At 72.2% G+C, this 22,904-nt stretch carries 22 protein-coding genes; 8 read left to right on the forward strand and 14 right to left on the reverse strand.

Translation table 11 applies throughout. The features are described from left to right. Positions 1–3 precede the first annotated feature (3 nt). A complete protein-coding gene (locus tag D0T12_RS09525) occupies positions 4–819 on the reverse strand; it encodes a PhzF family phenazine biosynthesis protein (protein WP_117399147.1) in 816 nt (271 codons plus the stop codon). A gap of 130 nt (positions 820–949) precedes the next feature. Here D0T12_RS09525 and D0T12_RS09530 point away from each other — a divergent pair, with 130 nt between their 5' ends. After that, positions 950–1,612 (forward strand): LON peptidase substrate-binding domain-containing protein, encoded by a 663-nt coding sequence (locus D0T12_RS09530; RefSeq protein ID WP_117399148.1) that lies wholly within the window; start codon positions 950–952, stop codon positions 1,610–1,612. Between the two features lie 22 nt (positions 1,613–1,634). Next, positions 1,635–2,123 (forward strand): Cys-tRNA(Pro) deacylase, encoded by a 489-nt coding sequence (ybaK, locus tag D0T12_RS09535; protein ID WP_117399149.1) that lies wholly within the window; start codon positions 1,635–1,637, stop codon positions 2,121–2,123. Here ybaK and D0T12_RS09540 read toward each other — a convergent pair. Beyond that, positions 2,007–2,624: a hypothetical protein gene (locus tag D0T12_RS09540; protein ID WP_233525940.1), complete on the reverse strand. Its 618-nt coding sequence runs from the start codon at positions 2,622–2,624 to the stop codon at positions 2,007–2,009. The genes ybaK and D0T12_RS09540 overlap by 117 nt on opposite strands. 96 nt (positions 2,625–2,720) lie before the next feature. On the opposite strand from D0T12_RS09540, the gene D0T12_RS09545 reads away from it, so the two are divergent. Next, the gene (locus D0T12_RS09545; protein ID WP_117399150.1) at positions 2,721–3,425 is read left to right on the forward strand and encodes a DUF6882 domain-containing protein; all 705 of its coding nucleotides are present in this window, start codon (positions 2,721–2,723) and stop codon (positions 3,423–3,425) included. Positions 3,426–3,474: 49 nt separating this feature from the next. Here D0T12_RS09545 and dnaE read toward each other — a convergent pair whose 3' ends face one another. Further along, complete coding sequence (dnaE, locus tag D0T12_RS09550; protein ID WP_117399151.1) at positions 3,475–7,005, reverse strand: DNA polymerase III subunit alpha; 3,531 nt, start codon at positions 7,003–7,005, stop codon at positions 3,475–3,477. A gap of 125 nt (positions 7,006–7,130) precedes the next feature. Further along, positions 7,131–7,997, reverse strand: coding sequence for an AraC family ligand binding domain-containing protein (locus D0T12_RS09555; protein WP_117399152.1), 867 nt, complete (start codon positions 7,995–7,997; stop codon positions 7,131–7,133). Positions 7,998–8,274: 277 nt separating this feature from the next. Between D0T12_RS09555 and D0T12_RS09560 the strand changes: the two genes are divergently transcribed. The 3 genes from D0T12_RS09560 (at position 8,275) to D0T12_RS09570 (ending at position 9,732) form a co-directional block, all read left to right on the forward strand. After that, complete coding sequence (locus D0T12_RS09560) at positions 8,275–8,652, forward strand: chorismate mutase (protein WP_117399153.1); 378 nt, start codon at positions 8,275–8,277, stop codon at positions 8,650–8,652. A gap of 64 nt (positions 8,653–8,716) precedes the next feature. Beyond that, entirely contained in the window at positions 8,717–9,424 is a 708-nt protein-coding gene (locus D0T12_RS09565; RefSeq protein ID WP_117399154.1) for an AzlC family ABC transporter permease, read from the forward strand. Then, entirely contained in the window at positions 9,421–9,732 is a 312-nt protein-coding gene (locus D0T12_RS09570; RefSeq protein ID WP_117399155.1) for an AzlD domain-containing protein, read from the forward strand. The genes D0T12_RS09565 and D0T12_RS09570 overlap by 4 nt, the downstream gene beginning before the upstream one ends. 16 nt (positions 9,733–9,748) lie before the next feature. Here the strand turns inward: D0T12_RS09570 and D0T12_RS09575 are convergent, their stop codons facing one another. The 3 genes from D0T12_RS09575 to D0T12_RS36435 are packed head-to-tail and all read right to left on the reverse strand — an operon-like array spanning position 9,749 to position 11,705. After that, complete coding sequence (locus tag D0T12_RS09575) at positions 9,749–10,681, reverse strand: RluA family pseudouridine synthase (protein ID WP_117399156.1); 933 nt, start codon at positions 10,679–10,681, stop codon at positions 9,749–9,751. Continuing rightward, positions 10,681–11,286, reverse strand: coding sequence for a signal peptidase II (locus D0T12_RS09580; RefSeq protein WP_233525941.1), 606 nt, complete (start codon positions 11,284–11,286; stop codon positions 10,681–10,683). The genes D0T12_RS09575 and D0T12_RS09580 overlap by 1 nt, the downstream gene beginning before the upstream one ends. 38 nt (positions 11,287–11,324) lie before the next feature. Further along, complete coding sequence (locus D0T12_RS36435) at positions 11,325–11,705, reverse strand: TraR/DksA family transcriptional regulator (protein ID WP_233526002.1); 381 nt, start codon at positions 11,703–11,705, stop codon at positions 11,325–11,327. 716 nt (positions 11,706–12,421) lie between these two features. On the opposite strand from D0T12_RS36435, the gene ileS reads away from it, so the two are divergent. Continuing rightward, positions 12,422–15,640 carry an isoleucine--tRNA ligase gene (gene ileS / locus D0T12_RS09590; protein WP_199487392.1) on the forward strand — a complete coding sequence of 1,073 codons (3,219 nt, stop codon included), beginning with the start codon at positions 12,422–12,424 and terminating at the stop codon, positions 15,638–15,640. 105 nt (positions 15,641–15,745) lie between these two features. Continuing rightward, on the forward strand, positions 15,746–16,450 hold the full coding sequence (locus D0T12_RS09595) for a DUF1707 SHOCT-like domain-containing protein (protein ID WP_117399159.1): 705 nt from the start codon (positions 15,746–15,748) through the stop codon (positions 16,448–16,450). 23 nt (positions 16,451–16,473) lie between these two features. On the opposite strand, the gene D0T12_RS09600 is transcribed toward D0T12_RS09595, so the two are convergent. The 7 genes from D0T12_RS09600 to ftsZ form a co-directional block, all read right to left on the reverse strand. Continuing rightward, on the reverse strand, positions 16,474–17,703 hold the full coding sequence (locus D0T12_RS09600; protein ID WP_117399160.1) for a hypothetical protein: 1,230 nt from the start codon (positions 17,701–17,703) through the stop codon (positions 16,474–16,476). A gap of 138 nt (positions 17,704–17,841) precedes the next feature. After that, a complete protein-coding gene (locus tag D0T12_RS09605; protein WP_117399161.1) occupies positions 17,842–18,753 on the reverse strand; it encodes a DivIVA domain-containing protein in 912 nt (303 codons plus the stop codon). Between the two features lie 49 nt (positions 18,754–18,802). Next, entirely contained in the window at positions 18,803–19,087 is a 285-nt protein-coding gene (locus D0T12_RS09610; RefSeq protein WP_117399162.1) for a YggT family protein, read from the reverse strand. A 38-nt stretch (positions 19,088–19,125) separates the two neighbouring features. Then, positions 19,126–19,662: a cell division protein SepF gene (locus D0T12_RS09615; RefSeq protein WP_117399163.1), complete on the reverse strand. Its 537-nt coding sequence runs from the start codon at positions 19,660–19,662 to the stop codon at positions 19,126–19,128. A gap of 102 nt (positions 19,663–19,764) precedes the next feature. Next, complete coding sequence (locus D0T12_RS09620; RefSeq protein WP_117399164.1) at positions 19,765–20,514, reverse strand: YggS family pyridoxal phosphate-dependent enzyme; 750 nt, start codon at positions 20,512–20,514, stop codon at positions 19,765–19,767. Continuing rightward, positions 20,511–21,239 (reverse strand): peptidoglycan editing factor PgeF, encoded by a 729-nt coding sequence (gene pgeF, locus D0T12_RS09625; protein WP_117399165.1) that lies wholly within the window; start codon positions 21,237–21,239, stop codon positions 20,511–20,513. Before pgeF ends, D0T12_RS09620 begins: the two co-directional genes overlap by 4 nt. Then, on the reverse strand, positions 21,236–22,768 hold the full coding sequence (ftsZ, locus tag D0T12_RS09630) for a cell division protein FtsZ (protein ID WP_117399166.1): 1,533 nt from the start codon (positions 22,766–22,768) through the stop codon (positions 21,236–21,238). The genes pgeF and ftsZ overlap by 4 nt, the downstream gene beginning before the upstream one ends. Between the last annotated feature and the right edge of the window lie 136 nt (positions 22,769–22,904).

Consider the following 22,904-nt stretch of genomic DNA (forward strand, 5'->3'; position numbering starts at 1 on the left):
CTCTCAGGTTCGTAGGGCACCGTCCAGAACCGTGACGGCCGTCCCGCTCAGGACGACGCGGTCGCCGCGTAGCACGAGGTGGACGTGTCCGCCGCGCGCCGACGCCTGGTGGCCGGTGAGGGCGTCGCGGCCGAGGCGCGGCGCCCAGTGCGGGCCGAGGGCGCAGTGGGCCGAGCCCGTGACCGGGTCCTCCGCGTCGCCGGGCAGGACGCGGGGCGCGAAGAACCGGGACACGAAGTCGTACCCCCGCCCCGGGTCGGCCGCCGCGGTGACCGCCACGCCGCGGGCGTCGATCTCGGCGAGCGCCCGGACGTCGGGGGCCAGGTCGCGGACGACCGTCTCGTCCGCGACGTCGACGATCAGGTCGTTCTGGACGTTGCGGCCGACGCCGTCCACGCGGACGCCGAGCGCGGCCGCGAGGCCCTCGGGGGGCTCGACGGGCTCGGGCGGGCAGGCCGGGAAGTCCATCGACAGCCTGCCGGTCTCGTCCCGGGTGACGGTGAGGACGCCGCTGTGGAGCGTCCGGAACCGGACCGGGCGGCGGGGCCGCGCGACGCCGGTCTCGTAGAGGGCGTGCGCGGAGGCCAGGGTGGCGTGGCCGCACAGCGCGACCTCCACCCTTGGCGTGAACCAGCGCAGCTCGAAGTCCGCGCCCTCGCCCGGGTCGACGGGACGGACGAACGCGGTCTCCGAGTGGTTCATCTCGGCGGCGACCCGCTGCATCCAGGCGGGCTCGGCGGCGTCCGTGAGCAGGCACACGCCGGCGGGATTCCCGGTGAAGGGACGGTCGGCGAAGGCGTCCACGACCAGCATCCTCATGCGCCGACGCTACCGCGCGATGACTTCCGCTTCACACTGTGAAAAATCACGCCTTACCAAGATCATCGGAGAGGACGTAGGCTGTCGCGGAAAGGCGCTTCCCGGCGGCGCCCACGACGTGGGAGAGACAGTGACAGAGCGGCTCGCCCTGTTTCCGCTGGGCACCGTGCTGTTTCCCGGCCTGATGCTGCCGCTGCACCTGTTCGAGGACCGCTATCTCAGCATGATCGGCGACCTGCTGGAACGCCCCGAGCCGCGCGGCTTCGGCGTCGTCGGCATCGAACTCGGCCACGAGGTCGGCGAGGGCTCCGCGCACCGCCTCGCCGAGATCGGTTGCGTCGCCGAACTGCGGGACGCGAGGCGGCATCCGGACGGCCGGTACGACGTGGTGACCGTCGGCGCCCGGCGCTTCCGGCTGAAGGAGCTGGACCGCTCACGGCCATACCTACAGGGCGAGGTGGAATACCTTCCGGAGGAGCCGGGCCCCGACCCGGAGCCCGCGGCGCTGCGCGTGCGGCGGCTGTTCCGGCTGTACCGGCGGCGGCTGGCCACCGCGGGCGCCGGTTCGTTCGAGAAGGGCGAGCCGCCGGACGACCCGGTCGCGCTGTCCTACGTGATCGCCGCGTCGCTCGTCCTGGACGGGCACGAGAAGCAGCGGCTGCTGGAGTGCGAGGACGCGGCGCTGCGGCTGGAGTGCGAGGGCGACCTGCTGGCCAGGGAGAACCGCATCCTGGACGTCCTGCCCATGATCCCGGCGGGGCAGTTCCTGGACGGGTCGTTCAACCCCAACTGACCGGGCACGGCAGACTGCTGCCATGAGCGGCACCCGTAAGGGCGGCACACCGGCGACCCTCGCCGCCGCCAAGGCGAAGATCGAGTTCACGCTGCACGCCTACGAGCCCGACCCGGACGCCGAGTCGTACGGGAAGGCGGCCGCCGACGCGCTCGGCGTCCCGCACGACCGGCTCTTCAAGACGCTGCTCGCCGAGGTCGACGGGCGGCTCACCGTCGGCGTCGTCCCGGTGTCGTCCAGCCTGGATTTGAAGGCCCTCGCCGCGGCGACGGGCGGCAAGCGGGCGCGGATGGCCGAGCCGCGCGACGCCGAGCGCGCCACCGGGTACGTCGTCGGCGGGATCAGCCCGCTCGGGCAGCGCAGGCGGCTGCCGACCGTGATCGACGCGTCGGTGTCAGGGCTCGCGACCGTCTACGTCTCGGCCGGCAGGCGCGGACTCCAGATCGAGCTCGTCCCCGCCGACCTCGTCCGCCTCACCGGCGCCCGGCTCGCCGCGATCGGCCGCGGGTAGCCGCCGGACGAACAGCTCCAGCAGCCCGTACACGGCGACCGCGGGCAGCGCCCAGAAGACGAGGACGCCCTTGGCGCGCAGGTCGGCGACCCCGGTCACCCGGGAGCCGTCACGGGCCGTCCGGACCGCGTCCTGGAACTCCCCGAGCCCGATCATGTGGCCGGTCTTCCAGGCGAGGACCGCGGCGGCCCCGCCGCCCACGGTCAGCCCCAGCAGCAGCGCCATGTCGTTGCCGCGCCCGCCCGCCAGGTAGGCGGCCACCCCGGACAGCAGCCCGGCGACCAGCGCGATCACAGCGAACCGCGCGTCGATGCCGATGGGCCCCTGACCTTCCGGATCGGCCAGCAAAGGCTCACCTTGGACTATGACGTACATGACCTCGGGGATGGACTTCGCCCACAGAACCCCCACGAGCGGGCCCGTCAGCGCGATGATGACGGCCGACCCCACCCAAACGATCAAGAACCTCGCCGCCGAGAGCCTGCCGGTGGGTTCCCGCACCTCGTACGCTCCTCGTTGCACGTCCTCTGACAGCGAAAGCCTAGCCTGTCCGATACGCCCCACGAGCGGCTCGACCCCTGGGATAATGTGCCCGACATGTCCGGATTCAGCCCCGCGTTCGAACGCCTCGGCGCCGCGCTGGCGGCCGTCGTCCTGCAGCAGCAGGAGACGCTCGCCGAGTTCCTGCCGCGCGAGGACTGGAGTGCCGATCTGACCGCCCGCACCTACTCCAGCGGCGGCGTCACGGTCAGGGTCTCGCTGCTCGGCAGCTACGCCGCCCGCGAGCGCACGTGGCTGTGGGGCTGGGCCAACCCGCAGTTCGGCGCCGCGCACCCCGCCGCCGGCGCCACCCTCGCCGTCCGGACGGTCGGCGAACGTCTCGGCATCCCCGAGTTCACCACCCCCGAGGTCGACCTGTCCTGGTACGACGGTCCCGCCGGGCACGGCGGGGAGCTGATCGCGATGGCCGCGGGCGGCGTCCTCGGCGGCGGCGGGTACATCGGCGCCGGATACGACGGCGGCTCCGCCTACCTGCATGTGGACGACCCGCAGGCCCCGGCCGCCCGGTGGGACCCCGTCCCCCTCCCCCGCCTCCTGGCGAACGCGACGAGCCTGTTCCCGCACGAGCCGCGCCTCACCCTCGCCGGGTTCCTGTCCCACCACCGCGTCCCGTACCGGCAGACCGACCTGCTGACCGAGGCGTTCCTCCCCGGCGGCGCCACCGCCCGCGCCCGCTTCGACGGTCTCGGCCGCTTCGTCGACTGGCGGTCCGAACTGAGCGCCGCCGCTCTGACCCCCTGATCGGGGGCCGGCCCGCCTGATCGGCCGACCTGGCGGTTCGGCGTTCGGGTCAGCCCAGGCAGGAAGGGCCGAGGAGCTGCTTCAGGTCGCCCATCAGGGCGGGTGAGGGGGCCACGCGGAGCCTGTCGTCCAGGCGGACGACGGTCGTGCGGGGCCCGTTCTGGACGTGCAGGTGCACCTCGGCGGAGCCCGGGTGGGTGATCAGGACCTCCTTGAGCCGGGACACCGTCGGCGGGGTGCACCGGCCGAGGGGCATCGTGACCGAGAACGGCCCCGTCGCGTCGGTGATGGTCAGGTCGGGCTGGGTGACCTCCATCGCGATGATCTTCGCGACGTCCTCGCGGCGGTCCAGGCGGCCCTTGACGACGAGGATCGCGTCCTCCGCGAGGAGCGTGGAGCACAGCTGGTAGGACGACGGGAAGCACATCACCTCGATGGAGCCGCCGAGGTCCTCCAGCTGGAACATGGCCCACGAGTTGCCCTGCTTCGTCACCTTCCGCTGGAGGCCCGACAAGAGCCCGGCGAGCACCACGACCTGGCCGTCGGGGCGCTCCCCCTCGTTCAGGACCGCGATCGTGGAGTCGGCCTCGCGTTCCAGGATGTGCTCCACGCCGAGGAGCGGATGGTCGGAGACGTACAGGCCGAGCATCTCGCGCTCGAAGGCGAGCAGGGTGGTCTTGTCCCACTCCTCGCCCTCGGGGATGGCGACGGCGAACGCGTCGTCCGCGCCGTCGTCCTCCAGCGCGCCGAAGAGGGAGTCCTGGCCGACGGCCTCCTTGCGCTTGATGTCGATGACCGAGTCGATGGCCTGCTCGTGCACCATCAGCAGCGCCTTGCGCTGGTGGCCGAGCTCGTCGAACGCGCCGGCCTTGATGAGCGACTCCACGACCCGCTTGTTGCACACGATCGGCGGGACCTTGTTGAGGAAGTCGTTGAAGTCGGTGTAGGCGCCCTTCTCCTTACGGGCGGCGACGATGCCGTCCACGACGTTCGCGCCGACGTTGCGGACCGCCGACAGCCCGAACCGGATCTCGGTGTCGCCCAGCGGGGTGAAGTCGGCCTCGGAGGTGTTGACGTCCGGCGGCAGGACCTTCAGGCCCATCCGGCGGCACTCCGACAGGTAGAGGGCGCTCTTGTCCTTGTCGTCGCCGACGGACGTGAGCAGCCCCGCCATGTACTCGGCCGGGTAGTTCGCCTTCAGGTAGGCCGTCCAGTAGGACACCAGGCCGTACGCGGCGGAGTGCGCCTTGTTGAAGGCGTAGTCGGAGAACGGGACGAGGATGTCCCACAGCGTCTTGACGGCCTCCTTGGAGAAGCCGTTGTCGAGCATCCCCTGCTCGAAGCCGACGAACTGGGCGTCCAGCTCGGCCTTCTTCTTCTTGCCCATGACGCGGCGGAGAAGATCCGCTTTGCCGAGCGTGTAGCCCGCCACCTTCTGCGCGATCGCCATCACCTGCTCCTGATAGACGATCAGGCCGTAGGTGGTGTCGAGGATCTCCTTGAGCGGCTCCTCCAGCTCCGGATGGATCGGGGTGATCTCCTGCTGGCCGTTCTTGCGGAGCGCGTAGTTGGTGTGGGAGTTGGCGCCCATCGGGCCGGGCCGGTACAGGGCGCCGACGGCGGAGATGTCCTCGAAGTTGTCCGGCTTCATCAGCCGGAGCAGCGAGCGCATCGGGCCGCCGTCGAACTGGAACACGCCGAGGGTGTCGCCGCGGGCGAGCAGGTCGTAGGTGGGCTGGTCGTCCAGCGGAAGGGCGAGCAGGTCGACGTCGGTGCCCTTGTTCTTCTTGATGCCGCGCAGCGCGTCGTCGATGATCGTCAGATTCCGCAGGCCCAGGAAGTCCATCTTCAGCAGGCCGAGCGACTCGCAGGTCGGATAGTCGAACTGCGTGATGATCGCGCCGTCGGCGTCCCGGCGCATGATCGGAATGTGGTCGGTGATCGTCTCACCGGACATGATCACCCCGGCGGCGTGCACGCCGGTCTGGCGGATCAGGCCCTCCAGGCCCTGCGCCAGGTCCATGATCTGCTTGACGTCGGTCTCTTCCTCGTACAGCTTGCGCAACTCCCCCGCCTCGCCGTGGCGGGGGTGCTTGTCGTCGAAGATGCCCGACAGCGGGATGTCCTTGCCCATGACGGCGGGCGGGAACGCCTTGGAGATGCGGTCGCCGAGCGCGTACGGGAAGCCGAGGACGCGGCCCGCGTCCTTGATGGCGGCCTTCGCCTTGATGGTGCCGAACGTGGCGATGAACGAGACCTTGTCGGCGCCCCACTTCTCCGTCGTGTACTTGATGACCTCGGCGCGCCGATCTTCAGGGAAGTCGATGTCGATGTCGGGCATCGACGCGCGCTCGGGGTTCAGGAACCGCTCGAAGATCAGCCCGTGCGGGATCGGGTCGAGGTCGGTGATGCCCATCGCGTAGGCGATCAGCGATCCGGCGGCGCTGCCGCGGCCGGGGCCGACGAGGATGCCGTTCTCCTTGGCCCACATGATGAAGTCGGCGACGACGAGGAAGTAGGACGGGTACCCCTTGCCGAGGATGACGCCCATCTCGTACTCGGCCTGCTCCTTGTACCCGTCGGGCAGCCCGTCCGGGAAGCGGCGCTCCAGGCCCTTCCAGACCTCCTTGCGGAACCAGGACTCCTCCGTCTCCCCCTCCGGGACGGGGAAGCGGGGGCTGAGGTCCTTGTACTCGAACATCCCCTCGGGCTCGACCCGCTCGGCGATGAGGAGGGTGTTGCGGCAGCCCTCGGCCCAGATGTCGGACGAGTCGATGGCGCGCATCTCCTCGGCCGTCTTCAGGTAGTAGCCGGAGCCGTCGAACCGGAACCGGTCGGGGTCGGCGAGCTGCTTGCCGACCTGCACGCACAGGAGCGCGTCGTGCGCGGTGGCCTCCGACTCGTGCGTGTAGTGGGAGTCGTTGGTGACGACCGGCGGGATGTTCAGCCTCTTGCTGATCTCGATGAGGCCGTCACGGACGCGGCGCTCGATCTCCAGCCCGTGGTCCATCAGCTCCAGGAAGTAGTTCTCCTTGCCGAGGATGTCCTGGAACGTCGCGGCGGCCTTGAGCGCCTCGTCGAACTGGCCGAGCCGCAGCCGGGTCTGGACCTTGCCGGACGGGCAGCCGGTCGTGGCCATGATCCCGTCGGCGTGCTCGGCGAGGAGTTCCTCGTCCATGCGGGCGTACTTGAAGACGAAGCCCTCGGTGTAGGCGCGGCTGGACAGCTTGAACAGGTTGTGCAGGCCCGCCTTGTTCCGCGCCCACAGCGTCATGTGGTTGATGAGGCCGCCGCCGGAGACGTCGTCGCGCTTCTGGCTCGGCTCGCCCCACTGGACCTTCTTCTTGTGGAACCGGGACTCGGGCGCCATGTACGCCTCGATCCCGATGATCGGGGTGACCCCGGCCGCCGTCGCCTGCTTGTGGAAGTCGTAGGCGCCGTGCATGTTGCCGTGGTCGGTCATGGCGATCGCGGGCATCTTCTGCCGCCCGACCTCGTCGAACATCTGCTTCAACCGGGCGGCTCCGTCGAGCATGGAGTACTCGGTATGAACGTGCAGATGAACGAAAGAGTCGGCCATGCCTGCTGCGCCTCCTGCTCGTCGCATGCGACCGCCCACGTACCTAAGCGGTACGTGTCGAGAACTCGGTCCCGGGGGAAGATCGCCGGCCCGGCGGGGGCCGGGACGACGCGGTGCATGAGAGCCTAACTCGCTTCTTCCGTCCCACGCGCCCCGACGCGCCCAAACGTCCGGGCACTACGGTAGGCGCCCGGAGGCACACCGAGGGTGCGCTTGAAGTGCCGGGTCAGATGGGCCTGGTCGGCGAACCCGGTGCGGGCCGCGACCTCGGCGGGCCGCAGGCCGCCGTCCAGCAGGACGCGCGCCTCCCGCACGCGCACCTGGTTGAGGTAGGCGTGCGGCGGCAGGCCGACCGTGTCGCGGAACGCCCGCAACAGCGGGAACGGGCGGGTGCCGACGGCCTCGGCCAGCCGCTCCAGCGACGGCGGGTCAAGGAGGTTCGCGTGCAGGATGTCGCGGGCCTCGCGGACGGCGCGCGGCATGCCGACGGGCCCGCCCCTGACCCGGAGTCCGTGGGCGTGCCGGGTGAGCAGCCGCGCCAGAGTCGTCCGCAACAGGGTGGACGCCGCCAGCGCGTCGCCCTTCTCCCCGGCCCGGTGGACGGCCCGCAGCAGACCGGCGACGGCCGGGTCGTCGAGGACGGGGGCCGGGAACACGGGCGTGCCGGTCCGCGCGATCCGGTCCGCGGCCAGGTCGGCGGCCACGTCCGCGACGACGTCGACCGGCGGGTAGATCACCCGGTAGGCCCAGCCCTCCTCCACGCCCGCGTGGCCGCCGTGGACGACGCCGGGATTGACCACGACGACCGATCCGGGTCCGGCGCGCTGCACGCCGCCGGGGTGCTCGAACTCCTCCACGCCCGCGTCGATGACGCCGAACACGTACCCGTCATGGGTGTGGCGGGCGAACCGGTGGGTGACGTAACGGGCCCGCAGGAGATCGACCTCCGGCAGTGCCGGATGCCGGAAATAGTGCGCGACCTCGTCCCCCATGACGGGACATACTATCGGGAATGTCTCAATCTGCGAGATGATCCGTCCACGGTTTGACTGGCACCCGGCGTCCCGACATACGATCGGGTCCGTGGAACGTCGCCATTTCAGGTTTACGCGGCCGGCTCCGGATGAGCCCGCCGACGCCGCGACCTGACGCGACGACCCGGAGCCGGCCAGGCAGAGCCCTTCTCGGGTTCTGCCTTTTCTGTTGATCGGAGCGGCCCCGGGCACGGACTCCCCTGCGCGGCCGGCCGCCGCACGAGAGGGAACCGCCATGCACGACCAGGTCATCGACTCCGCCGAGCCCGCCGCGTCCTGTCCGGCCTGCGGCCGTTCCGGCGAACCCGGTGAGCTGCGCGTCCCGTTGCCGTCCGCCGAGACCATCACCACGCTCGGCGAGGCGCGGACCGCGATCGACGGCCTCGACGCCGCGCTCGCCGCCCTGCTGGAGCGCCGCGCCGCGGTCGCGGCCGTCGTGCAGCGGCTCAAGCCGGTCGGTGGCTTCGCGGGGCGCGACCCCGCCCGCGAACGGCAGATCGTCGAGGCGATGGCCGTGCGCGCCCCGTCCCTCGGCCCCGAGCGCCTCGCCCGGATCATGACCGCGGTCATCGAGACCGGTCTCGACGCCGCCGACGCCCGGCGACCACGCTGACCACGCCGGTCCGGTGCAAGAACGTTCAAGATTGCGGAACGGCCGCCGCCCTACCGTCGGGCGCATGAGCGTCATCGAGGACGAGGAGGTCGACGCGCCCGACGGCGGCGCGCGCAGGGCCGCCGTGCGGGACGGGGTGGGAGTCGGGATCGCCGTGGGCGTGTCCGGGCTCGCGTTCGGCGCGGCGGCGGTCACCGCGGGCCTCACCGTCGCGCAGGCGTGCGTGCTGAGCCTGCTGGCGTTCACCGGCGCGTCCCAGTTCGCGCTGGCCGGGGTGGTCGGAGGCGGCGGCGGGCTCGTCGCCGGGTCGCTCGGCGCGGTGCTGCTCGGCGGACGCAACGCCCTCTACGGGATGCGGCTGGCCGACACGCTGGGCGTCCGCGGCTGGCGGCGGCTCCTCACCGCGCACGTCGTCATCGACGAGACCACGGCCGTGGCGACCGCGCAGCGCGGGCGCGCGGCGGCCCGCACCGGGTTCTACGCCACGGCGGTGAGCCTCTACCTGGCCTGGAACGCCACCACGCTGCTCGGCGCGGCGGGCGCGGCCCGCCTCGGCGACCCCGACGTCGTCGGCCTGGACGTCCTCGGCCCCGCCGCGTTCCTCGGGCTGGTGTGGCCGCGGCTGACGTCCGGGGCGAGCCAGGTGCGGGTCGCGGTCGCGGCGGCCGTGATCGCGATCGCGGCGACGCCGCTGCTGCCGCCCGGCGTGCCCGTCATGCTGGCCGCCGTCGCGGCGCTGCCCGCCCTGATCACCCGGACGGAGAGGTCATGAGCACCTGGATCGCGGTGATCGCCACCGGGCTCGGCTGCTACGCGTTGAAGCTCGGCGGGCTGGTCACCCCGCGGCGCGTCCTGGACGATCCCCGGGTGCGGCGGTTCACCGAACTCGTCCCGGTGGCGCTGCTGACCGCGCTGATCGCCGTCCAGGCGCTCGCGGACGGCAGGAACCTGGAGTTCGACGCGGCCCGCCTGGCGGGCCTCGGCACGGCCGCCGTCGCGCTCGCGCTGCGCGCCCCGTTCCTGGTCGTGCTGGTCGTCGCGGCGGGCGTCGCCGCCGGGCTGCGCCTGCTCGGCCTCTGACCGCCCGCGGCCCCGGTCAGGACTCCGCCTGGACGATCTCCAAGGCGTGGGCGAGGTCGTCCGGGTACGGGCTCTCGAACTCCACCCACTCGCCGTTCGCCGGGTGCTCGAAGCCGAGACGCGCGGCGTGCAGCCACTGCCGCCGCATCCCGAGACGCGCCGACAGCGTCGGGTCGGCGCCGTAGGCCAGATCACCGACGCACGGATGCCGGATCGCGGACATGTGCACCCTGATCTGGTGGGTGCGGCCCGTCTCCAGGTCGATGTCGAGGAGCGTCGCCGCCCGGAACGCCTCGACGGTGTCGTAGTGCGTGACCGACGGTCTGCCGCCCGCCACGACCGCGAACCGCCCGTCGCCGGACGGATGCCGGTCGATGGGCGCGTCGACCGTCCCGCGGAACGGGTCGGGATGCCCCTGCACGAGCGCCTGGTAGCGCTTGTCGACGCGGCGTTCCTTGAACGCCCGCTTCAGCCCCGAGTAGGCGACCTCGCTCTTCGCCACCACCATCGCGCCGGTGGTGTTGGCGTCCAGCCGGTGCACGATGCCCTGCCGTTCCGCCGCTCCCCCGGTCGCGATCGTGTGCCCGGCCCCGAGCAGCCCGCCGAGGACGGTCGGGCCCGTCCAGCCGGTCGTGGGGTGGGCCGCGACGCCGACCGGCTTGTTCACCACGACGATGTCGGAGTCCTCGTACAGCACGCCCATCCCGGGGACCGGTTCGGCGACCGGCGCGGGGGGCGCGGGCGGCGGGGGAAGCGTCACCTCCAGCCAGGCGCCCGCGTGCAGCCGCTCCGACTTGGTGACCACCTCCGCCCCGTCCAGCAGGACGTCGCCCGCGGCGATGATGTCGGCGGCGCTGCCCCGGGACAGCCCGAACAGGCGCGCCAGTGCCGCGTCGACGCGCTCCCCCTCAAGCCCGTCCGGGACGGGAAGGCTCCGGACCTCGCCCATCACGACCTCTCCTCGGGCTCGGGTTCCGGTGCGGACCTGGCTTCGGGACCCGTCTCGGGTTCGGCCTCGGGTTCGGATCGGGGAGCCGGTTCCCCGGCGTCGTCGTCCTTCGCGTCAAGGCGCGTCCCGTCGACCTGGAGGCCGCGGGCCGCCAGCAGGACGGCGAGGACGCCGCCGCAGACGATCGCCGAGTCGGCCAGGTTGAACACCGGGAACTGCGGCACCTGGATCCAGTCGACGACATGGCCCTTCAGCGGCGCCGGTTCCCGCAGCATCCGGTCGGTGAGGTTGCCGCACGCGCCGCCGAGCAGCAGGCCCAGGCAGATCGCCCACGGCAGGCTGCGCAGGTTACGGGCCGTGCGCAGGATCGCCACCACCACACCGAGCGCGATCAGCGTGAAGACGACCGTGTAGCCGGTGCCGATGGAGAAGGCGGCGCCGCTGTTACGGGTCTCGCGCAACGTCAGCAGCCCGCCGAGCAGCCGGATCGGCTCCTCGCCCTTGAGCGTCGCCACCACGACGGACTTGGACACGATGTCGGCGGTCAGCGCGGTCAGCGCCACGGCGACCAGCACGCCGACGCGGCGCGGCCGAGGAGATCCCACGGATTCCTCGGCCCCGCCCTCTGGGTTCGTTGAGTCGCTCAGCGACGTTCCTCGCGTTGTTTGCATGTCACACACAGGGTCGCACGCGGGAAGACCTGAAGGCGCGCCTTGCCGATCGGCCGGGTGCACGACTCGCAGATTCCGTACGTGCCGGTGTCCATTCTCTGGACGGCCCGCTCGATCTGGGCGAGCAGGTCCTGTGAATTGTAGGCCAGCGCGAGCTCGTGCTCGCGCTCGTAGGTCTTGGCGCCCGCGTCGGCCTGGTCGTCGCCCGCGCCGTCGCTGGTGTCGCCCTCGGCGATCTGGCTCGCGGACGCGGCGATCTCCGCCCGCAGCGCCTCGATCTGCTCCTGCAGCCCGGCGCGCACCTCCGCGAGCTCGGCGGGCGTCCACTGGTGCTCGCCCTCGCGGACCGGCAGCTCCGCCGCCTTCGCCGCGGACCGGCCGCCGGGCTTCCCCTTGCCCGCCTTACCGGGGACCGCCGGTTTCGCGGGGCCGCGCCTGGCCGGTCTCGCGGACGGGCTCGCGGCCGGTTTCGTCCCCCGGGTCGTGTTCTCGGCGGGCTGTTTCTCGGCGGGCTGTTTTTCGAGGGGCAGGGCCCCTCTCTTCGCGCCGGCCATGTCGGCCCCTCTCGCGCTGATCGCCTCGACGGGCAGTGCGGGCAGCATAAGTCCCCTTCCTCGGGAGCGGCAAACCACCTGGGCCGCGTTACCGACCGCTTATGCCCGGTCGCCGAACGCCCGGAAACCCCCGGTCCGCGTAGGAGATCGCAAAGGAACGACACGGCCCGGCGCGCCCATGTCCGGCGGGAATTCGGGAAGAGCGCGCGGCCCGCGTGCGTTACAGTCGGACCAGTAGTCATGTCGGCAGGCGCTGATGGGGACACCTGCCGCCGTACGCAGCCATGAGCGACCCGGGGACGGTGCGAGCCCGGGGGCGAGCCCGGCGGCCGATCACCCCGGAGCCGCCGGAGGAACCGTCCGGAACCTCGTTCCGGGCCCAGTAGAACCGGCAGCCGAGACTCCAACGAAGCGGACCGTGCTTTCCGGCCCGGTCAAGGAGGGTGGTACCGCGGGGCCGCGCGCCTCGTCCCTCCGGTCAACGCACTTTCACGTCGTTCCGGAGGTCCGCCATCGTGAGCCGAGGTTTTCGGCCGCTGCCCGCGCAGGTCGATCTGCCCGCCCTTGAGCGGGACATGCTGCGCCGCTGGCAGGAGGGCAAGGTTTTCGAGCGGTCGCTGGAGCGCACCGCGTCCGGTCCCCGCTGGGTGTTCTACGAGGGCCCGCCGACCGCGAACGGGATGCCGGGCGTCCACCACGTCGAGGCCCGCGTGTTCAAGGACGTCTTCCCGCGCTTCAAGACCATGAAGGGCTACCACGTCCCCCGCAAGGCGGGCTGGGACTGCCACGGGCTGCCCGTCGAGGTGGCCGTGGAGAAGGAACTCGGCCTCACCGGCAAGAAGGACATCGAGGAGTACGGCGTCGCGGAGTTCAACGACCGCTGCCGCGAATCGGTCCTGCGCCACGTGGACGCGTTCGAGGAGATGACCGAACGCATGGGCTACTGGGTCAACACCGACCAGGCGTACCGGACGATGGACGCCGAGTACGTCGAGGCGGTCTGGTGGTCCCTGAAGCAGGTGTTCGACAAGGGCCTCCTGTTCCGCGACTACCGCATCACGCCGTACTGTCCACGCTGCGGCACCGGCCTGTCCGACCATGAGCTGGGCCAGCCCGGCGCGTACGAGACGGTGTCCAGCCCGTCGGTGTACGTGCGGATGCCCGTCACGTCCGGCCCGCTCGCGGAGATGGGCGCGGCGCTGCTCATCTGGACGACGACGCCGTGGACGCTGGTGTCCAACACCGCCGTGGCCGTCCACCCCGACGTGACCTATGTCGTCGCCCGTCCCGCCGGGTCCGACGAGGTCCTCGTCGTGGCCGAGCCGCTCCTCGACCAGGTTCTCGGGGAGGGCGCCGAGCGGCTCGCCACCTACCAGGGCACCGAACTCGAACGCACCGGTTACCGGCGCCCGTTCGACCTGGTGGAGATCCCGGACGCGCACTATGTCGTCCTGGGCGACTACGTGACCGTCGAGGACGGTACGGGCCTCGTCCACCAGGCCCCCGCGTTCGGCGGCGACGACATGGCCGTCTGCAAGCGCTACGGGATGCCGATCGTCAACCCCATCGGGCCGGACGGCCGTTTCCTGCGGGACGTGCCCATGGTCGGCAACAAGTTCTTCAAGGACGCCGACGAACCGCTCACCGACGACCTGCGCGCACGCGGGCTGCTGTTCCGCGGCGGGCACTTCGAGCACAGCTACCCGCACTGCTGGCGCTGCCACACGGCGCTGCTCTACTACGCGCTCCCCGCCTGGTACATCCGCACCACGCAGATCAAGGACCGGCTGCTGGAGGAGAACGAGAAGACCAACTGGTACCCGGAGACGGTGAAGCACGGCCGGTACGGGGAGTGGCTGCGCAACAACGTCGACTGGTCGCTGTCCCGCAGCCGCTACTGGGGCACGCCGCTCCCCCTGTGGGTGTGCGCCGAGCACGAGGACCACGTCACCTGCGTCGGCTCGCTCAAGGAACTCGGCGACCTCGCCGGGCGCGACATGTCCGGGCTCGACCCCCACCGCCCCTACGTCGACGACGTCACGTTCCCCTGCCCTGTCCGGGTCGGAGACGCGGGCTCGGAGACGTGCGGGGCGGAGGCGCGGCGCGTGCCCGACGTCATCGACGCCTGGTACGACTCCGGCTCGATGCCGTTCGCGCAGTGGGGCGCGCCCCACCGCGACAACGAGGTCTTCGAGAACTCCTACCCCGCCCAGTACATCTGCGAGGCCCAGGACCAGACCCGCGGCTGGTTCTACTCCCTGATGGCCGTCGGGACGCTCGTGTTCGACCGGTCGTCCTACGAGAACGTCGTCTGCCTCGGGCTGATCCTCGCCGAGGACGGCCGGAAGATGAGCAAGCACCTCGGGAACGTGCTGCGGCCCATCCCGCTGATGGACGAGCACGGCGCCGACGCGGTGCGCTGGTTCATGGCCGCCGGGGGCCTGCCCTGGGCGTCCCGCCGTGTCGGGCACGCCGCCCTGGAGGAGATCGTCCGCAAGGTGCTCCTCACCTACTGGAACACCGCGTCGTTCTTCGTCCTGTACGCCAACGCCGCGGAGGCCCAGGGCCGCGCCTGGACGCCCGACCGTCTCGCGGAGGCGCCCGCGCCGGCCGACCGGCCCCTGCTGGACCGCTGGGCCCTCGCCGAACTGCACCGCACCGTCCGCGAGGTCGACGCGGCCCTGGAGGAGTTCGACACCGCTCGCGCGGGCCGGAGCCTGGCACGGTTCGTCGACGACCTGTCCAACTGGTACGTGCGCCGTTCCCGCCGCCGCTTCTGGGAGGGCCCGCGGACACCGGACGGCGCGGCCGCCTTCGCCACCCTCTACGAGTGCCTGGAGACCCTCACCCGGCTGATGGCGCCGATCGTGCCGTTCATCACCGACCACGTGTGGGACGTGATCCGTCCGGCCGACGGCCCCGAGTCGGTGCACCTCGCCGACTGGCCGTCCGCCGACGAGGACCTCCTCGACGACACCCTGACCACGCGGATGGCCCTCGTCCGGCGCCTGGTGGAACTCGGCCGCTCCGCCCGCGCCACGAGCGGCGTCCGCACCCGCCAGCCCCTCGGCCGGGCCCTCGTCGGCGCCGCGGGCTGGTCCACGCTGCCCGACCAGCTCCGCGCGCAGATCTCCGAGGAGCTCAACGTCCTCGGCTTCGAGGAGCTGTCGTCCATCGGCGGCGACCTCGTCGAGTACGAGGTGAAGCCGAACTTCCGGGAGCTCGGCAAGTCCTACGCCAAGGACACCCCGGCGGTCGCCAAGGCCATCACGGCCGACGACCCGGCGCGGCTCGTCCACGCCCTCCGCGAGGACGGCTTCGCCAAGGTCGAGGCCGCGGGTCTCGGCGTGGTGACCCTCACGTCCGACGACGTGATCGTCACCGAGCGTCCGCGCAGCGGCTGGGCGGTGGAGAGCGCCGCGGGCGAGACCGTCGCGCTCGACCTGACCGTCACCCCGGAGCTGCGCCGCGCCGGCCTGGTCCGCGAGGCGATCCGCCTGGTCCAGGAGGGCCGCAAGGCCGCCGGGCTGGAGGTCACCGACCGGATCGACCTGTGGTGGGAGGCGACCGGTACCGACCTCGCCGAGGCCCTGCGCGCCCACACCCCCGAACTGGCGGCGGAGGTCCTCGCCCACGCGGTCAACGAGGGCCGTCCGAACGAGCTGGACGATCTGCAGGCGAACCACGACGAGGAACTGGGCCTCACCTACCACCTTCGCAGGGCCGGCATCTGACGGCGCCCCTTCGGCGACCCCCGTAAGGGGGTCGCCCCCCTGGGGCGGCGCTGCAATGATTGATGGGTGGACCTTCCCGAAAAGTCTTCCGAGTCCGGAGTCCCCATGGAGCGGTCCGCCGCGCACCTGCGCGCGTCGGACGCCGACCGCGACGAGGTCGCCGACCGTCTCCGCGAGGCCCTCGCGGAGGGACGCCTCACGCCGGAGGAGCACGCCGAACGCATCGACGCGGTGTACAGGGCGAAGACGTACGCCGACCTGGCGCCGGTCCTCAGCGATCTGCCGCCGGAGGGGGCGCCCCGGCCCGGGGTGGAGCGGCGCCCGGACGACCCGGTGCCGTCGCCCCCTCCGGCGCAGTCGCCCAACCTTGTGGCGATCTTCAGCGGGGTGGAGCGGAAGGGACGCTGGCTGGTCGAGCCGACCACCAACGTGACCTGCGTGTTCGGCGGCGCCGACCTGGACTTCCGGCAGGCGGTCCTCAGCGGCGGCGAGGTCACGGTCAACGTCAACTGCGTGTTCGGCGGCGTGAGCATGACCGTGCCGCCGGGTGTCCGGGTCATCGCGTCCAACACGGCGATCTTCGGTGGGAACGAGCTGCCGGACGACGACACGACCGACCCGGACGCGCCCGTGATCCGGGTGACGGGGACGCTGCTGTTCGGCGGCGTGTCCGTCAAACGCAAGGCCGTCGACGAGAAGAGCGGGCGCCGCGACCGGCACCGGCTGCACCGGGCACGGCACGAGGCGGTCCGCGCGGAACTCCACGAGCGGCGGCGGGAGCTGGACGAAGGGCGGCGCCGCGACCACTGACCCCGAGGCCGGGGCCGGGCGGGTCAGCGAGCGGGTTCGCGGTCGGGTTGGCAGACGAGGCAGGGCGTGCAGCCTCGGGCCTTGGCCTCGGCGCGGGACAGGCCCTCCAGGTCGTCTGCCTCGTCGCCGATGTCCTCGATGAGGGCGCAGTCGACGCGGTGGTACCGCTTGGTGCCGCTGAGGATGCGGACCTGCAGGTCGTCGTCGGCGGTCTCGCCGGTGGGCGCGGTCACGGGCTCACTCGTGGACGCCGCGACGGGCTCGACTGAGGGTTCGGCGGCGGGCGGTGCCGCTTCCCGCTCGTCGGGCTTCGAGGCGAGGACGTCCTCGGCGCCGGCGTCGCGGGACTTCGCAGGTTCAGGCGCGGGTTCTGACGCGGATGCGTCGTCCGGCTTCGTGTCGGCGGCTTCGGCCTTCTCCGGGCCGATCAGACCCGCGGCGGGCATGTCGGTGAGGGTGGGGCCCGCCGGAGAGGGCGGCGGGGCGGCCGGCTTCGGCTCGGCGGGCTTGTCCGTTCGCGGGATCTCGGCGGTGCCGTCGAACGAACCGGACGGCGAACCCTTGGCGGGCCAGCCACCTTCCGGTTTCGGGCCGGTGGGCGCCGGCTGGGCGAGACCCGCGAGGCCGCCGGAGCGCTCACCGCCGGGCCGTGGAGAAGCGGTCCCGTCCCCCGCCGCCTTGCCCGCGTCGGTGGACGCGGGTGCCGACGCCGCGGCGCGCGCCGCCAGTGCGGTGTCGGGCATACAGGCGGTACAGGGGCTGAACCCCTCCTCCTTGGCCTCGGCGTAGGTGAGCTCCTCCGTCTCGCGTCCGGCGAGTTGGCGGCAGGTGTCGAGGTGGTAGCGCTTGCGGCCGCGGACGACGAACACCAGCGCGTCCGGGGGGACGTCCACCGCCGGGGCGGGCACCGTCGTCTCCTCGTCCGCCGGGCCGGGCGCCGGGACCTTCGTGTCGGCCGGAACGTACACGCCCGGTGCGGGCGGAGCGGGCTTCGCGCGCTTGTCCTTCTTGGACGTCCCGCGCTTGCGGGCGGGTGCCGCGGCGACTCCCGGGCCGAAGAGCTCCCTGCGACGCAGGAACACCCCGATGGCCAGGCACAGTGCGGCGACGACGCTGACGGCGATCGACAGGTAGATCACGTACAGCGCGTCGAACTGGCCGAACACCTGGGCGTTGTCACCGTTGCCGGCGACGATTCCCGCTACCAGCAGGCCGATGGCCGCCACCACGAGAAGTCCACTCAGGATGATCACAGGGTCACTCCCACTCGTTCCGACCATCCGGCTCCATCGCCGGACGACCTCGACCGGACTTCCCCCGCCGCCGGGATGGCGGCTGGTGCCATCCTCGGCGCGGCGATCGGGAAGACCTCACTCGCGGCGGCGCCGGTCTCAGCGCCGGTCGTGCGGCGGGTTGTCGCCGCCGCCCGCGTGGAACGCGCCGGTCGCGGAGTGCTGCACCTGCTGGGCGTGCTCGGGCGCGGAGAACGTGCCGGGGGCGCCCGCGGTGGTGCCGTTGCGGTTCTCGCCGTGTTGCAGTGTGGGCTGCGGGCCGGTCTGGGGGGAACCCGGCGACTGCGCGGGGGCCGCGCCGGGGACGGCGGCGAACGCGCCGGTCTCGGTGCTGCCCGCCTCGAGGTCGCGCAGCTGCCCCTCCAGGTACACCTTCAGGCGGCTGCGGTACTCCCGCTCGAAGGCGCGCAGGTTGTCGACCTCGCGTTCGAGCTCCTCGCGCTGCTGCACGAGCGACCCCATGACCTGGCGGTGCCGCTCCTGCGCGTCGCGGTCGAGGGCCTCGGCGCGGGACCGGGCCTCGCTGACGATCTGGTCGGCCTGCCGGCGGGCCTTGCCGAGGATCTCCTCGGCCTCGCGGCGGGCGCGGCCCAGGGTCTCGTCGGCCTCCCGGCGGGCGTCGGCGATCGCCTGGTCGGCGGTCTGCTGCGCGAGCGCGAGGACGCGGGCCGCGGTGTCCATGTTGTCCTCGCCGGTCGGCGCGGGCGCCATGCCGCCGAGGCCGCCGAGGGCGGGCTCCGGCTCGGGCTGCGGCTGCGGCTCGGGGCGGGGAGGCTCGGGGATCTTCTGAACGTCCGGCTTCGGCTCCACGATGGGGGCGGCCATGGCGGGAACCTTGCCGCGCAGGCACTCGGCGAGCTTGGCCCGCAGTTCCTCGTTCTCCTGGATGAGGCGGTCCAGCTCGGCCTCGACATCGTCGAGGAAGGCGTCCACCTCCTCCTCGTCGTACCCCGGCCTCAGCCTGGTGGTACTGAACTGCTTGTTCCGCACATCGGCGGGTGTCAGCGGCATGTTCGTCTCCTTGGCGCGCTTGGAGTCTGTCCCAAAGGACGGTATCCGATCAGAGCCTCTGCACGAAGATGATCAAGACCCAGACCACAAGGATGAGCACGGTGAAGCTGAGGTCCAGCGCAACGTTACCCAGTCGTATGGGCGGGATGAAGCGCCTCAGGAATTTCAGTGGCGGATCGGTGACGGTGTACGTCGCTTCGGCGATCACCAGAACAACCCCGGTCGGCTTCCACTGCCGGGCGAACGACTGCAGGACCTCCAGGATCAACCTCCCGATCAGGAACAGGAGGAAGAAGTACAGGATCACCTGCAGCACGGTTCCAACGATACTCACGGGTACTCTCGCATCCGACTCTCGCGCATCTCCGGGTCTCAGCTCTGGTTGAAGAACCCTCGCTCGGCCATCCGGGCCTTGTCCTCCGCCGTCACCTCCACGTTGGCGGGCGACAACAGGAACACCTTGTTCGTAACACGCTCGATGCTCCCATGGAGGCCGAACACGAGACCTGCCGCGAAGTCGACCAGACGCTTGGCGTCGCTGTCGACCATCTCGGTCAGATTCATGATCACCGGCGTGCCCTCCCTGAAGTGCTCCCCGATGGTCCGCGCCTCGTTGTAGGTCCTAGGGTGCAGCGTAGTGATGCGAGCAAGGTCGGTGGTACCGGACTCGTACAACGCCACGGAGCGCCGCTCGATCGTCGACGCGGAGTGATGGTCGCGTTCGTTGTCCGTCGCGTCCTCGGCTCGGGTAAGCTGACCGCCGGATTCGTCCTCGCGGCGACGGCCCTGCCCGGTGTCGAGGTCTTCGTCGTAGGCGTCGTATTCGTCGTAGTCGCCGTACTTGTCGTCGTACCGATCGTCCTCCACAAGGCCGAGGTAGACCGCCATCTTGCGCATCGCGCTGGCCATACGTCCCTCCCTGTCCTGTGGTCGCGGCCCCGGGCGCGTCCGGCGCCGTCGTCGGACTGATCGTGGCGGGCCCGCGTAGCGGCGGGTACCACTGGGGGGACATTACCTGACGATTGCCCGTCGGCCGCCGAGCAACGCCGTACCGACCCGCAGGTGTGTCGCGCCGCACGCGATGGCCTGTTCCAGATCGCCGCTCATACCCGCAGAGACGATCCGGGCATCCGGATGGTTCCCGCGCAGATCCGCCGCGATCTCGGCGAGTCGGGTGAAGGCGGGCAGTGGGTCGGCGCCGAGCGGGGCGACGGCCATCACGCCGCCGAGTTCCAGTCCGCCCGCCCCGGCGATCTCGTCGGCGAGCCGCGGCACCTCGGCCGGGGCGGCGCCGCCGCGTCCCTGTTCCCCTGCCGGTTCCCCTGCCGCTTCGCCGGGCGCCGCCTCGTCGAGGGAGACCTGGACGAGGCAGCGCAGGGTGCGGCCCGCGCGGACGGCGGCGTCCGACAGCGCGGACACCAGCCTTGCCCGGTCCACCGAGTGGACGACGTCGGCGTACCCGGCGACGGCACGGGCCTTGTTGGTCTGGAGGCGTCCGACGAAGTGCCAGGTCAGCGGGAGGTCGGCGCATTCGGCGGCCTTGGGCCGCGCCTCCTGGTCGCGGTTCTCGCCGACCTCGGTGAGGCCGAGCCCGGCCAGCAGCCGCACATCGGACGCGGGGAAGGTCTTGGTGACCGCGATCAGCGTGATCTCGTCCTCGTTCCGTCCGGCGGCGGCGCAGGCGGCGGCGACGCGGGCGCGGACCGCGGCGACGCCCTCGGCGATCTCGGCGCGGCGCCTCTCCGGATCGTCGTGGGTCACGCGTCCTCCCTGAGCCAGACGAACCCGGCGAATCGGCCGGTGCGACCGTCACGCCGGTAGGAGAAGAGGCCCGGGTCCTCGATGGTGCAGCGCGGGTCGACGTGGACGCCGGTGACGCCGCCCTCGGCGAGCTGCTCGACGACGCCCGCGCGGATGTCGAGGCCGGGCGTGCCGGCGGACGTGGTCGCGTAGGCGGCGGGGACGACGGCGGCGACCTCGTCCCGCATGTCGGCCGGGACCTCGTAGCAGCGGCCGCACGCGGCGGGGCCGACCGCGCCGGTCATCCGCGCCGGGGCGGCGCCGCGCTCGCACATCGACTTCAGCAGGGCCGGGACGACTCCCGCGGCCGTGCCGGGGCGGCCGGAGTGGGCGGCGCCCACGATTCCGGCGACGGGGTCGGCGAGCAGGACGGGCGCGCAGTCGGCGACGAGGACGCCGAGGGCGAGGCCGGGAACGGTCGTGACGATCGCGTCGACCGCGCCGGGGGACTCGGGGGAGGCGACGAACGCGACGTCGGCGCCGTGCACCTGCCGCATCCAGACGGTGCGGGCGGGGTCGAGACCGAGCGCGGCGGCGGCGCGACGCCGGTTGTCGTGGACGGCGGCCGGGTCGTCGCCGACCGCGCCGCCGAGGTTGAGGGAGTCGTAGGGGGCGGTGCTCACGCCACCGGCGCGGCCGGTGAAGGCGGCGCCGACGCCGTCGCCCAGGGCGACGGCGGTGATCACTTCAGGAAGTCGGGGACGTCGAGGTCGTCGTCCTCGTCGAACACGACGGGACGGCGGCGCTGTCCGGACGCGGCGGGGCCGCCGTCGTTCTCCCCCGCGTGCACGCGGGAGGGGGTCTGGTCGGACGGCGGGCGGGGCGCGGGCGCGCGTGAGCCGGTGTCCGCGGAGCCGGTGGGGTCGCGGTCGGCGGGCGGCGGGCCCGGCTGCGGCGACGGGGGCGGCGGGGACTCCGGCCGCGCGGGCTCGTCGCGTCCGGCGACGGACCGGTCCTCCTGCCCCTGCGGCCGGGCCGGCGGGGGCGGCTGCGCCCGGTCGCCGTCGGGTCGCTGCGGCGGGGTCGGCGCGGAGGACGCCGGCGCCGCGGCGGCCTGCGCCACCGACTGCTGGGCGCCCGGCCGCTGGGCCCCCTGCGGGGACGACTGGTGCCCGGCCTGGTGCGCGGCGTCCGACCGGCCGACACGGCTGGGGATCGGGTTGGCCTGCGGGGCGGTGGGCGTGGACGGCGTGGACACCGGCGGCGGGCCGGGGCGCGGCGGCGGAGGCAGCCGCCTGGTCTCCGGCTCGGGGTCCGGACGGGCGGGACGGCCTTCGTCGAACCCGGCCGCGATCACCGTGACCCGGACCTCGTCGCCGAGCGCGTCGTCGATGACCGCGCCGAAGATGATGTTGGCGTCGGGCGCGGCGGCGTTGGACACCAGCTGCGCCGCCTCGTTGATCTCGAACAGGCCGAGGTCGGAGCCGCCGGAGATGGACAGCAGCACGCCGTGGGCGCCGTCGATGCTGGCCTCCAGCAGCGGGCTGGAGATCGCCATCTCGGCGGCGGCGACCGAGCGGTCGTCGCCGCGGGCGGAGCCGATGCCCATCAGCGCCGAGCCGGCGCCCGACATGACGGACTTGACGTCGGCGAAGTCCAGGTTGATCAGGCCGGGGGTGGTGATCAGGTCGGTGATGCCCTGGACACCGGACAGCAGCACCTGGTCGGCGGCCTTGAACGCGTCCAGCACGCTGACCTGGCGGTCGGAGATGGACAGCAGCCGGTCGTTGGGGATGACGATGAGGGTGTCGACCTCGTCGCGCAGCGTCTCGATGCCCGCCTCGGCCTGCATGGCGCGGCGCTTGCCCTCGAAGCTGAACGGGCGGGTGACCACGCCGATCGTCAGGGCGCCGAGCGAGCGCGCGATGTTGGCGACGACGGGCGCCCCGCCGGTGCCGGTGCCGCCGCCCTCTCCGGCGGTGACGAACACCATGTCGGCGCCCTTGAGGACCTCCTCGATCTCCTCACGGTGATCTTCGGCGGCCTTGCGGCCGACATCGGGGTTGGCGCCGGCGCCGAGTCCCCGGGTGAGCTCGCGGCCCACGTCCAGTTTCACGTCGGCGTCACTCATCAGCAGCGCCTGGGCGTCCGTGTTGATCGCGATGAACTCGACGCCCTTGAGTCCCTCTTCGATCATCCGGTTGACGGCGTTGACGCCGCCGCCGCCGATGCCGACGACCTTGATGACCGCGAGGTAGTTCTGCGGTGCTGCCACGACGAGGGGCCTTTCCGCTCTCTCCGACCGCCCTGACCGGTCTGCCGACCCGCCGCCGCGGTATTACCTGATCTGTGTGCACTTCTGGGCCGAGTCCGAGCGGACCGGCCGGGAAGACCGGTTTCCCGAACCCTCA

It is taken from the genome of Actinomadura spongiicola, from assembly GCF_003432485.1.
In the GTDB taxonomy this organism is placed as follows: Bacteria; Actinomycetota; Actinomycetes; order Streptosporangiales; family Streptosporangiaceae; genus Spirillospora; species Spirillospora spongiicola.

What these genes read in the sequence shown, in the direction of transcription:
- dnaE (WP_117399151.1), bottom strand. Translation starts at nt 7,005, where the DNA reads ATGGCCGACTCTTTCGTTCATCTGCACGTTCATACCGAGTACTCCATG.
- D0T12_RS09545 (WP_117399150.1), top strand. Translation starts at nt 2,721, where the DNA reads ATGTCCGGATTCAGCCCCGCGTTCGAACGCCTCGGCGCCGCGCTGGCG.
- D0T12_RS09525 (WP_117399147.1), bottom strand. Translation starts at nt 819, where the DNA reads ATGAGGATGCTGGTCGTGGACGCCTTCGCCGACCGTCCCTTCACCGGG.
- D0T12_RS09570 (WP_117399155.1), top strand. Translation starts at nt 9,421, where the DNA reads ATGAGCACCTGGATCGCGGTGATCGCCACCGGGCTCGGCTGCTACGCG.
- D0T12_RS09555 (WP_117399152.1), bottom strand. Translation starts at nt 7,997, where the DNA reads ATGGGGGACGAGGTCGCGCACTATTTCCGGCATCCGGCACTGCCGGAG.
- D0T12_RS09595 (WP_117399159.1), top strand. Translation starts at nt 15,746, where the DNA reads ATGGAGCGGTCCGCCGCGCACCTGCGCGCGTCGGACGCCGACCGCGAC.
- D0T12_RS09565 (WP_117399154.1), top strand. Translation starts at nt 8,717, where the DNA reads ATGAGCGTCATCGAGGACGAGGAGGTCGACGCGCCCGACGGCGGCGCG.
- D0T12_RS09575 (WP_117399156.1), bottom strand. Translation starts at nt 10,681, where the DNA reads ATGGGCGAGGTCCGGAGCCTTCCCGTCCCGGACGGGCTTGAGGGGGAG.
- D0T12_RS09560 (WP_117399153.1), top strand. Translation starts at nt 8,275, where the DNA reads ATGCACGACCAGGTCATCGACTCCGCCGAGCCCGCCGCGTCCTGTCCG.
- D0T12_RS09605 (WP_117399161.1), bottom strand. Translation starts at nt 18,753, where the DNA reads ATGCCGCTGACACCCGCCGATGTGCGGAACAAGCAGTTCAGTACCACC.
- ybaK (WP_117399149.1), top strand. Translation starts at nt 1,635, where the DNA reads ATGAGCGGCACCCGTAAGGGCGGCACACCGGCGACCCTCGCCGCCGCC.
- D0T12_RS09615 (WP_117399163.1), bottom strand. Translation starts at nt 19,662, where the DNA reads ATGGCCAGCGCGATGCGCAAGATGGCGGTCTACCTCGGCCTTGTGGAG.